At 75.1% G+C, this 10164-nt stretch carries 10 protein-coding genes; 6 read left to right on the top strand and 4 right to left on the bottom strand.

The features are described from left to right. Nucleotides 1-178 precede the first annotated feature (178 nt). Nucleotides 179-910 (bottom strand): dienelactone hydrolase family protein, encoded by a 732-nt coding sequence (locus D7193_RS34390; protein WP_120782474.1) that lies wholly within the window; start codon nucleotides 908-910, stop codon nucleotides 179-181. A 264-nt stretch (nucleotides 911-1174) separates the two neighbouring features. On the opposite strand from D7193_RS34390, the gene D7193_RS27280 reads away from it, so the two are divergent. From D7193_RS27280 to D7193_RS27270, 3 genes are all read left to right on the top strand, one after another. Next, entirely contained in the window at nucleotides 1175-1909 is a 735-nt protein-coding gene (locus tag D7193_RS27280; protein ID WP_120782473.1) for an SDR family oxidoreductase, read from the top strand. 147 nt (nucleotides 1910-2056) lie between these two features. Beyond that, on the top strand, nucleotides 2057-2947 hold the full coding sequence (locus D7193_RS27275; RefSeq protein WP_120782515.1) for a LysR family transcriptional regulator: 891 nt from the start codon (nucleotides 2057-2059) through the stop codon (nucleotides 2945-2947). A gap of 127 nt (nucleotides 2948-3074) precedes the next feature. After that, nucleotides 3075-5432, top strand: a complete 2358-nt coding sequence (locus D7193_RS27270) for a phage holin family protein (RefSeq protein WP_120782472.1) — start codon at nucleotides 3075-3077, stop codon at nucleotides 5430-5432. Here D7193_RS27270 and D7193_RS27265 read toward each other — a convergent pair. The 3 genes from D7193_RS27265 to D7193_RS27255 all read right to left on the bottom strand — a co-directional run bounded on the left by D7193_RS27265 (nucleotide 5365) and on the right by D7193_RS27255 (nucleotide 7221). Then, nucleotides 5365-5946: a DedA family protein gene (locus D7193_RS27265; protein WP_120782471.1), complete on the bottom strand. Its 582-nt coding sequence runs from the start codon at nucleotides 5944-5946 to the stop codon at nucleotides 5365-5367. The two genes, D7193_RS27270 and D7193_RS27265, sit on opposite strands and share 68 nt — an antisense overlap. Further along, on the bottom strand, nucleotides 5943-6713 hold the full coding sequence (locus D7193_RS27260; RefSeq protein ID WP_120782470.1) for an MBL fold metallo-hydrolase: 771 nt from the start codon (nucleotides 6711-6713) through the stop codon (nucleotides 5943-5945). Before D7193_RS27260 ends, D7193_RS27265 begins: the two co-directional genes overlap by 4 nt. Before the next feature lie 109 nt (nucleotides 6714-6822). Then, the gene (locus tag D7193_RS27255; RefSeq protein WP_120782469.1) at nucleotides 6823-7221 is read right to left on the bottom strand and encodes a hypothetical protein; all 399 of its coding nucleotides are present in this window, start codon (nucleotides 7219-7221) and stop codon (nucleotides 6823-6825) included. A 394-nt stretch (nucleotides 7222-7615) separates the two neighbouring features. Here D7193_RS27255 and D7193_RS27250 point away from each other — a divergent pair, with 394 nt between their 5' ends. The 3 genes from D7193_RS27250 (at nucleotide 7616) to D7193_RS27240 (ending at nucleotide 10127) form a co-directional block, all read left to right on the top strand. Continuing rightward, nucleotides 7616-8014 (top strand): YciI family protein, encoded by a 399-nt coding sequence (locus D7193_RS27250; RefSeq protein WP_241563534.1) that lies wholly within the window; start codon nucleotides 7616-7618, stop codon nucleotides 8012-8014. A 28-nt stretch (nucleotides 8015-8042) separates the two neighbouring features. Continuing rightward, nucleotides 8043-9275, top strand: coding sequence for an RNA polymerase sigma factor (locus D7193_RS27245; RefSeq protein ID WP_120782467.1), 1233 nt, complete (start codon nucleotides 8043-8045; stop codon nucleotides 9273-9275). A 147-nt stretch (nucleotides 9276-9422) separates the two neighbouring features. Continuing rightward, nucleotides 9423-10127 (top strand): dihydrofolate reductase family protein, encoded by a 705-nt coding sequence (locus D7193_RS27240; RefSeq protein ID WP_120782466.1) that lies wholly within the window; start codon nucleotides 9423-9425, stop codon nucleotides 10125-10127. The last annotated feature ends 37 nt before the right edge of the window (nucleotides 10128-10164 follow it).

Raw genomic sequence — 10164 nt, 5'->3', positions numbered from 1 at the left:
GCCAACCGTCTGGGCAACGCCATGACCAACACGCAGACCCTCACCCAGCAGCAGCGCCCGGCGAGCACCAACAACCTCTTCGTCGCCTGGGAGACCCTGACCCACGGCGAGAACCCGAACTGACCCGACGCGCGGCGGGCCGCCACCGTGCTCCCGGTGGCGGCCCGCCGCGGCGGTGTCAGCCGAGGTGGCGGGCGAAGAACCGGACGCTGCTGTCCAGCTCGTGCGCGGGGATCTCCCCGTGCCTGCCGGGGTTCGCGTGCAGCGTCTTCTCGGCCGAGGCCAGGGCGTCGAACAGCGCCAGGCTCTGGGCCCGCGGCACCCGCTCGTCGTCCCACTGCACCAGGAACTCCACCGGCACGGTGATCCGCGCGGCGGCCTCGGCCGAGGCGAGCGCCCCGCCCAGGCCCAGGACCGCCGCGCGGACCCGGGGCTCGGCGGCGACGAACGGAACGCCGAGCCCGCACCCCAACGACACCCCCCAGTAGCCCACGGGACCGGCGCCGACATGGTCGAGGCCCTGGACGGCGTCCAGGACCGCCCGCCATTCCGGGACGGTACGGCGGGCGACGAGCGCCTGGAAACCGGCGATCAGTGGCGCGAGGTCCTCCCCCGCGTCCACGCGAGCCTGGTTCCCGGTCGCGATCCGGTCGTACTCCGGGTCCGTCGGCCGGTCGCCGTGGCCGGGCACGTCGACCGCCGCGACCGCGTAGCCGCACTCGGCCACGAAGCGGCGCGCGCGAGCCACCATGCCGGGAGCCAGCTTGTGCTGGCCGCCGCCGTGGCCCAAGAGGATGAGGGGACGGGCGCCGGCGGCGCCGTCCGGCGTCCACAGGGCGCCGGGAATCTCGCCGAGGGTGAAGAGCTGTTCGGTGACGCCGTCACGGGACGTCTGGGAGGTGAAGCGCATGACGTGTTCCGCCTTCCGGGGTGCCGTCTGTCGGGCACTCCCTAGGCCATGCGAGGGAGGGAGCCCCGATCCGTCGTAGCGTTGATGGGTCTCACCTCCTCAGCTCGCACCAGCGTGGCGCACGGCGGCGCCGAACGTACCACGGGCGCCACCCTCATCAGTTCCGCTGATGCGGGGCATCTCCAGGATTCGTTGGATCCGATGCGCCCGGCGGTCCAGGCTTGTGTCGACAGGCCACCGGCCGACAGCAGGAGGAGCAGGAACATGAACACGTCAGGACGCGTCGCGATCGTCACCGGCGGTTCCCGGGGCATCGGGCGCCAGGTCGTCGCGCGCCTGGCCGCCGACGGGTACGCCCTCGTGGTCGGCTACATCGGCAACCAGGCCGAGGCGGAGGCGGCGGTGGAGGAGGCCCGCGCGGCGGGCGCGGAGGCCATCGCCGTACGGGGGGACGTGGCCGACGAGGACGCGGTGGCCGCGCTCTTCGACGCCGCGGAGCAGCGGTTCGGCGGCGTCGACGTGGTGGTGAACGCCGCGGGCATGATGAAGCTCGCGCCGCTGGCCACCCTCGACCTGGATGAGCTGGACCGGATGCTGCGGGTGAACGTGCGCGGCGCGTTCGCCGTCGACCAGCAGGCCGCCCGCCGGGTGCGCCGCGGCGGCGCCATCATCAACTTCTCCAGCTCGCTGACCCGGTTCTCCCGGCCGGGCTACAGCGCGTACGCGGCCAGCAAGGCCGCGGTCTCGGCGATCACCCTGATCCTGGCCCGTGAGCTGCGCGGCCGGGACGTGACCGTGAACGCCGTGGCCCCCGGGCCGACCGCGACCTCGCTGTTCCTCGACGGCAAGGACGAGCAGACCATCGCCCGGATGGCGGCCGAGCCGCCGCTCGAGCGCATCGGCACCCCGGAGGACATCGCCGAGCTGGTGGCGTTCCTGGCCGGCCCGGGCCGCTGGGTCAACGGCCAGGTGCTGTACGCCAACGGCGGGGCGATCTGACACCTGCGACCCGTCCGGCCGTGGTGGCGCGGCCCGTGCCCGGCGGTCCCGACGGGCCGGCCGGGCCGGGTCGTCGCCACTCCCCGACCCGTTCGGGGAGGCCCACGCTCCGGCGACCGGCGGTCGGCGTGTGTGATCCTGGGCGGCGTGGAACTGAGGCACCTGGAGTACTTCGCCGCGGTGGCCGCCGAACACAGCTTCACCCGGGCGGCGAACCGGCTCCACGTGGTGCAGTCGGCGGTGTCCGCGGCGATCTCCGCGCTGGAGCGGGAGCTGGGCGCGACCCTGTTCGAACGCGGCGCGCACGGGGTGCTGTTGACCGAGGCCGGCGAGGCGCTGCTGCCGCAGGCGCGGGCCACCCTCGACGCCGCCCAGGCGGCCCGGGACGCGGTGCACGAGGTCGGCCGGGACCTGCGCGGCACGGTCGTGGTCGGCTGCCTGACCGGCGTCGGCGGGATCGACTTCGCCGGCCTGCTCGGGGAGTTCCACACCCGGCACCCACGGGTGGTGCTCCGGTTGCGGGCCGCCACCTGGAACGGCTCGGCCGGCCTGGCCCGCTCGCTGGTCGACGGTGAGATCGACGTGGCGTTCCTCGGCGTGAGCCGCCGGCCGTTTCCGCACCTGCGGACCCGGATGCTGCTGCCGGTGCCCCAGGTGCTCGTGGTGCCGGCGGGGCATCGGCTCGCCGGGCGGGACAGCGTGGTGCTGGCGGACGTGGCGGACGAACCGTTCATCGACTATCCGGTCGGCTACGCCAACCGCACCACCAACGACCAGGCGTTCAACGCGGCCGGCCTGACCCGGCAGATCGCCATGGAGGTGGCCGACGTCACGGTCGCGGCCGAGTTCGTCCGGCACGGGCTCGGGGTGGCCATCCTGCCGGTCCGCGCCGTGCCGCCGGGGCCGGAGGTGCGGGCGCTGCCGGTCACCGACCAGTCGCTGGAGTGGGCGCTGCACGCGGCCACCGCCACGGGTCGCCGGGTCAGCGCGGCGACGGCCGCCCTGCTCACGATGGTCGACGCCCACCTCCAACCCTGACGGCGGACGCCCGGGCGGCGGACGCCGGGTGTGGGCGACGGCAACGAGCGCGACGGATACTCGCACGGGATGTGACGCAGTCCTCTCTTGTCGATCTTGATAGCCCGGATGTGGCATCGTGGCGAGGATGGAGCCGCAGGTGGATGCCCGTAAGCGCCACAGGCTGCCCGAGCCCGTCCGGGTCAGCCTGCGGGTGCTGCGCGACTACCGGCCCACCGTCGCCCGGGTACGCGCGCTGATCCGGAGTATGGCGACCTCGTTCGTGGTGCTCGCCACGACGCTCTGGCTTCTGCCCGGGGTCACCGCGAGCGGCCTGGTGGCGATGCTGTGGCTGGTCGCCCTTGTCACCGTGCTCGGCGCGGTGCTGCGCCCGTTGCTGCTGGCCCTCGCGACCGCGCTCGGCGGTCTCGGCGCTCTCGCCATCGGCGTGGGCGTCCAGGCCGTGGTCATGTACGTGGCGCTGCGCCTGGACCCGAAGGCGCACGTCGCCGGGTTCGCGGTCGCGTTCGTGGCGGCGTGGCTCGCCGTGGCGCTCGCCAACATCGTGAACTGGCTCGCCGACGCCGGCACCGACGACACGTTCGTCAGCGAGACGCTGCGGCTCATGACCCGGGTCCGCCGGGCGACGGGCCGCCGCCGGACCTCCGCCCGACGGGGCCGGGCCGCCGCGGGGCGGCCGGACGACGACCAGCAGGCTGACGGTCTGCTGGTCATCCAGCTCGACGGGGTCGCCGCCCCACTCGTCCAGTGGGCGGTCCGCGCCGGCAACCTCCCGACGATCGGCCGCTGGCTGCGCTCGCGCAGTCACCGGATGACCCGCTGGCACACGGGCTTGCCGGCCACCACCCCGGCGGCCCAGGCCGGCCTGCTCCACGGTGACGTCCGTCACGTCCCCGCGTACCGGTGGTACGAGAAGGGCACGGCGCAGCGGCCGGGGCGTCTCGTGGTGACGAGCCGTCCCCGGGACGCCGCCGACGTCGAGCGGCGCCTGTCCACCGGCCGAGGGCTCCTGCGCGACGGCGGCGTGAGCATCAGCACAGCGTTCTCCGGCGACGCCCCGACCAGCCTGCTCACGGTGAGCCGCGCCGGCCTGCCCGGCCGGTCCACCCCCGGCTACGCCGCGTTCATGACCAGCCCGTACGGCTTCGCCCGCGCCGTGGTGCTGAGCGCCGGGCAGATGCTGCGGGAGCTGCACGAGGCACGCCGGCAGCGCCGGCGGGGCGTCCAGCCGCGGGGCGACCGCAGTGGCTCCTACCTGGCTCTGCGTCCGCTCGCCAGCCTGCTGAACGACCTCAACGTGTCACTCATCGCCGAGCAGATGGCCCGCGGAACACCCGTGATCTTCTGCGACTTCGTCGACTACGACGAGGTCGCCCACCACGCCGGTCCGGCGCGCCCCGAGGCGATGGCCGCGCTGGAGGCGCTCGATCACACCCTCGGCATCCTGGAGCGGCTCGCGGCCGAGGCGGCGCGGCGCTACCACATCGTGGTGCTCAGCGACCACGGCCAGAGCCAGGGCGCCACGTTCCGCCAGCGCTACGGGGAATCACTCGCCCAGGTGGTGTCGCGGCTCGCCGCGCCGTCACCCGCCACCGACGGCCGGCCACCGGCCGCCACCACGACCAGCGTCGAGGCCGCCGGCCGGGTCGAGCAGTGGGGACGGGTCAACGCGCTGCTCACCGAGGTCGCCGGCCGGGGCGGCGTGACCGCCGCCGCGACGCGGGTCGCCGCCCGGTCCCGGCCCGACGGCGAGGTGAGCCTGGGCCCGGCCGACCGCGAGGAGGCGGCGACCCGTACGGACCCGGAGACCGTGGTCGTGGCCTCCGGCAACCTGGCGATGATCTACCTGACCCGCCAGCCGGGCCGGCTGATTCGGGAGCGGATCGACGCCGTCGCGCCGGGGCTCGTCGCGGGTCTGGCCGCGCACCCCGGCATCGGCGTGGTCGTGGTCGACTCCGCGGCCGGGCCGGTCGCGATCGGGCCACGGGGTTCCCACCGGCTGCGCGACGGGCACGTCGACGGCGTCGACCCGTTGACGCCGTACGGGCCGAGGGCGCGCGCCGACCTGCTGCGCCACCAGGCGATGGAGCACGTGGGCGACCTCGTGGTGATCAGTGCGGTGGACCCGAGCCTGGAGGAGGTGGCGGCCTTCGAGGAGCTGGTCGGCAGCCACGGCGGCCTGGGCGGCTGGCAGAGCGAGGCGCTGCTGGTCCATCCGGCCGGCTGGCCGCAGGACGGGGAACTGGTCGGCCCGGATTCCGTACACCGGCAGTTGCTCGCGTGGCTGCGCGGGCTCGGCCTCCGCGGGCCGGACGAGCCGGCGCAGGCGAACAGGCCCGAGACCGGTGAGATCGCGCCCCGACCGGACGAGGTCGTGCCGGCCGCGCTCGCCGAGCGGCCGGGGGTGTCCGTGCCGGTCATGGCGTCGCCGGTGGACGAACCGGCGCCGTCCGCCGCCGGCTCCACCAGCCGAGCCCCTGGCTGACGAGCAGCACGAGGGCGATCGCGGCGAGCACGCTCTGCCACGGTTCGGGAAAGACGGCCCGGCCGACGACGCCGATCGCGGCGTAGAGCACGGACCAGGTCACGCTGGCCGGGGCGTTGGCCACGGCGAAGCGCCGCCAGGTGAGGCCGGCCACCGCGCCGGCCAGGAGCACCGGGACGCGACCACCGGGGATCAGCCGCGACACCAGGAGCATCGAGACGCGGCCCTCGCGTACGCGCGCCGACATCCGCTCGAACCGCTGCGGTTCGCGGAGCCAGTGCAGCCGCCGGGCGATGCGCTCCCCGCCCCAGCCCAGCACGACGTAGGTCGCCAGGTCGCCGACGTACGCCCCGAGCGCGCCGGCGGCCACCACGAGGAGCACGGTCAGCGGATGCTGGTGGGCCGCGAGGGCCGCCGCGCCGCTGACCGCCGCACCCGTGGGCACGACCGGGACCACCGAGCCGAAGAGCACCACGACGACCAGCCAGCCCAGCGGGGCGAGCGTCGCCGTCATGAGCCGGTCACAGCGAAGGAGTCGCCCGGGTGCAGCACCCGCACCCGGGTACCGGGCGAGACCTCTCCGGCGTGCCGGGCGAAGTCCTCCCCCGGCGGCAGGAACCGGTCCGGCCGGACGCGGTCGCAGCCGATCGGCCAGAAGGTGCCGTAGTGGATGGGCACGGCCCACGCGGCCGCCGCGCGGCGTACCGCCTCGGCGGCGGCCGCCGGGTCGAGGTGGCCGTGGCCGAGGGTGGGACCCCACCCACCCACCGGGATCAGCGCCAGGTCGAGCGGCCCGAGCTTGCCCATCTCGTCGAAGAGGCCGGTGTCCCCGGCGAACCACGTACGGGCGCGGCCGTGCACCAGGTAGCCCACGGCGGGCGCCCGGTGCCGGGACCAGGGACCTCGTCCACCGTCGTGGGCCGCGGGGACGGCCGCGACGGTCAGCCCGCCGATCGTGGTCGTGTCGCCGGGGGCCAGCTCGACGCAGGGGCCCGCGGCCGAGCCGAGCGCCCGGCGTACGAGGCGCGCGGCACCGGCCGGCAGCACGAGCGGCGTGTCGCGCGGCAGCCGGCGCAGCGACGCGAAGTCCAGGTGGTCGGCGTGCAGGTGCGACACGAGGACGGCGTCCGGCGCCCCCGGCAGGCGGGGAGCGGGGCCGCGGCGGCGGCGCAGGTGGGCGAGCCGGTCCCGCAGCAGCGGATCGGTCAGCAGCCGGGTGCCGGAGTCCTCGATCCACACCGTGCTGTGGCCGTACCAGGTCACCCGGGCCGTCTCGCTCACGCCTGCCACCGTATCCGACCTGTTCGGACCGCCGATCAACCGGCGTTCGCGCTCGCCGGGGACGCCCGTCCGGGCCGGGCCGGGGTGGGTCGCGCCGTCGGTGCGGCGGTCAGCCGACCCGGTTCAGGGCGCGCCGCCCGCCGCGCGGGCGACCGTACTCCTGGGCGCCGTAGGCGTCGTCGGCGAGCATCCGGCGTGCGGCGTCGAGCCCCGTGAGCGCGGCACCGTACGCGGCCACCTCGCGCTGGAAGTGCTCGACCTTGGCGTACCAGAACGCCAGTTCCGGGTTCATCGACTTCGCGTTGATGTAGTTGACGATGTCGGTGTCGGGCGTGATGCCGCGGCGGGCGTAACAGCGGTCGAAGCGCGCCTTGGTGCGGTCGTACCTCTCGGTCATGGCGGTCAGGCCGGCCTCGGCCTCCAGCAGCCTCGACCGCAGGTGGCGCACGTACGTCGCGGGAACCGACGGGGTGGTGCGGGCCTGGCGCGGTAGGGACACGGCGGACACGGGGATCACCCGACCCGGCGGGCGGGCCGCCCGCGCCGCGCGCGGAGACCGGTGGACGCCCAAGGCGGGCGGGCGGTTGGCTTGTCGGACAGCATGCTGGTCACCTCCGTAGGTGTCGACGAGGCCGCATCGCTCCCCCGGCGGGTCACGGCGGTGCGCCCTCGGCACCCGGCGGTCACCGGTGCGGCAGCCGGCGCCCTCGACCGTGGGAGGCGGTCGGGGCGACGCCGCCCCGGACCCGCGGCGATGTGTGGAAGGTCATACCCGCACTGACGCCGGACTATGCGAACTTTTTCGCCGGCCATGTCGAAAGCCACCGAGGCCCGTTCGACCCCTGGGTGAGGACGCCGGCCGGGGGCCGGCAGGTACGAGCGAGGAGAACGTCGTGAAGGTCATGGTGCTGATCAAGTTCGCCGGAGCGGACGAGCATCGGCTCACCCCCACGCGCGAGGTGATCGCGGCGATGGCGGACTACAACGAGCGGCTGGTCAAGGCCGGGATCATGCTCGACGGCGGGGGGCTGCGGCCCAGCGCCGACGGTGTCCAGGTGGTCTTCGAGGGCGGCACCACGTCGGTGGTCGACGGGCCGTTCACCGAATCCAAGGAGGTCATCGGCGGGTACTGGCTCTGGCAGGTCGGCTCGGTCGAGGAGGCCGTGGAGTGGGCGCGGCAGTGCCCCGACTCTCCGGACACCGGCGTGCGGTCGGTGCTGGAGATCCGCCCCTACATCGAGCCGGGGGACTTCGCCGACGAGTACACGCCGGAGGTACGGGCGCAGCACGCGCGGGGCTGACGGCACGAGAGCGGGAGAGGGAGGCGGAATGGACGCGCGGCGCACGGTCGAGGCGGTGTGGCGCATGCACTCCGCGCGCCTGGTCGCCTCCCTCACCCGGCTCGTGCGGGACGTCGGGCTGGCCGAGGATCTCGCGCAGGAGGCGTTCGTGTGCGCGCTCGCCCAGTGGCCGCGGGAGGGCGTACCGGCGGAACCGGCCGCCTGGCTGGCGGCCGTCGCCCGGCGCCGGGCGATCGACCTGATCCGGCGGGACCGGCTGCGCGCGGACCGGTACGCGCAGCTCGCCACGGACCTGCGGGACGCGCCACCGGCCGACACGGCCAGCGACGAGGACCTGCTCACCCTGATCTTCGTGGCCTGCCACCCGGTCCTGTCCCGGCAGTCGCGGGCCGTGCTGACCCTGCGCATGGTCGGCGGGCTCGCCACCGAGGAGGTCGCCCGGGCGTTCCTGACCCCGACGCCCGCCGTCGCCCAGCGCATCTCCCGGGCCAAACGCACCCTCGCCGAGGCGGAGGTGCCGTTCACGCTGCCCGACGCCGACGAGCTGCCGGCCCGGCTCGCCGCCGTCCTGGAGGTCGTCTACCTCATCTTCAACGAGGGATACGCCGCCACGTCCGGCGACCGGTGGATACGCCGCGACCTCGCCGAGCAGGCGATCCGGCTCGGTCGGGTCCTCGCCGCGCTGATGCCCCGCGAACCCGAGGTGCACGGCCTGGTGGCCCTCATGGAACTGCAGGCCTCGCGGTTCGCCGCCCGTGCCGGACGCGACGGCCGACCGGTGCTGCTGGCCGACCAGGACCGCTCCCGGTGGGACCGGACCCTCGTCGCGCACGGGCTGGGGGCGCTGGGCCGGGCGCGGGCGCTCGGCAAGCCACTCGGCCCGTACACGGTCCAGGCCGCGATCGCCGCCTGCCACGCGCGCGCCGCCCGCTACGAGGACACCGACTGGGACGCGATCCTCGCCCTCTACGACGCGCTCGTCCAGATCGCACCGTCACCCGTGACCGATCTCAACCGCGCGGTGGCGGTGCTGCACGTGGACGGGCCCGCGGCGGCGCTCGACGCCGTGGACGCGTTGCGCGACGACCCCCGGATGGCGCGTTACCACCTGCTCGGCGCCGTACGCGGTGACCTCCTGCTGCGCCTCGGCCGGCACGTCGAGGCCGCCGAGGAGTGGGAGCGTGCCGCCGACCTCGCGCCGACGCGGCACGAGCGGTCGATGCTCATGGCCCGCGCGGCCGCCGCCGGCACGGCGTCCTGACCCCGGGGGCCCCTCGTCCCCCGCACGGGGACGCGAGGAGGTGACCGTCGTCACACCGGCATCGTGTCGGGTCGCCGTCGCCGGCTCCGACCGTGAGCTGAACGCGCACCCCGGGCGGGGTGCCGCCGACGGACGAGGAGCAACGAGATGACCAGGGTGACCGCGCAGATGTCGGTGTCGCTGGACGGGTTCTACGCCGGCCCGCAGCACACGGGTGACGGGGACTGGATGGAGTCGGCCGAGAGCGCCAAGTTCTTCCGGATCACCCGGTGGGTGACCGAGGGGATGGCCTGGCGCGAGCGGCAGGGCTTCACCGGCGGCGAGCGGGACACGAACTCCGACGTGATCGCCGAGACGTTCGAGGCGGCCGGGGCGTACGTGATGGGCCGGCGCATGGCTGACGGCGGCGAGGTGCCCTGGGGTGAGGAGCCGCCCTTCCGGGCGCCGGTCTTCGTCGTCACGCACCGGCCCCGCCAGCGGGTCGAACGCCGCGGCGGCACCAGCTTCACGTACGTCACCGACGGGGTGGCCTCCGCCGTCGAGCAGGCCCGCGCCGCCGCGGGCGGCAAGGACGTGGCCGTGGCCGGCGGCGGCAACCTCGTCCGGCAGGTGCTGCGCGCCGGCCTGCTGGACGAGTTGGAGCTGCACGTCGTACCGGTCGTGCTCGGCACCGGCCTGCGGCTCCTCGACGCCGACCTGGACCTCGGGGAGAAGGAGGCGATCGAGCTGGACCCGATCCGCGTGATCCCCACCCCGGAGGTCACCCACATCCGGTACGCGGTGCGGGGCCGCGCTCCCCTCGTGCTCGACGACCGCGGCAGCGGCGGCGGGCCGACCCGCGTCGGCGGCTGACCACCGCTGACGGCGTACGACGACGAGGCGAGCGGGC

This window comes from Micromonospora costi (assembly GCF_003626655.1).
GTDB classification, from domain to species: Bacteria; Actinomycetota; Actinomycetes; order Mycobacteriales; family Micromonosporaceae; genus Micromonospora; species Micromonospora costi.
The sequence above is the reverse complement of the archived record's forward strand: the minus strand, read 5'-3'. Positions and strand labels throughout refer to the sequence as shown.

What these genes read in the sequence shown, in the direction of transcription:
- D7193_RS27270 (WP_120782472.1), top strand. Translation starts at nt 3,075, where the DNA reads ATGGAGCCGCAGGTGGATGCCCGTAAGCGCCACAGGCTGCCCGAGCCC.
- D7193_RS34390 (WP_120782474.1), bottom strand. Translation starts at nt 910, where the DNA reads ATGCGCTTCACCTCCCAGACGTCCCGTGACGGCGTCACCGAACAGCTC.
- D7193_RS27245 (WP_120782467.1), top strand. Translation starts at nt 8,043, where the DNA reads ATGGACGCGCGGCGCACGGTCGAGGCGGTGTGGCGCATGCACTCCGCG.
- D7193_RS27250 (WP_241563534.1), top strand. Translation starts at nt 7,616, where the DNA reads ATGGTGCTGATCAAGTTCGCCGGAGCGGACGAGCATCGGCTCACCCCC.
- D7193_RS27280 (WP_120782473.1), top strand. Translation starts at nt 1,175, where the DNA reads ATGAACACGTCAGGACGCGTCGCGATCGTCACCGGCGGTTCCCGGGGC.
- D7193_RS27240 (WP_120782466.1), top strand. Translation starts at nt 9,423, where the DNA reads ATGACCAGGGTGACCGCGCAGATGTCGGTGTCGCTGGACGGGTTCTAC.
- D7193_RS27265 (WP_120782471.1), bottom strand. Translation starts at nt 5,946, where the DNA reads ATGACGGCGACGCTCGCCCCGCTGGGCTGGCTGGTCGTCGTGGTGCTC.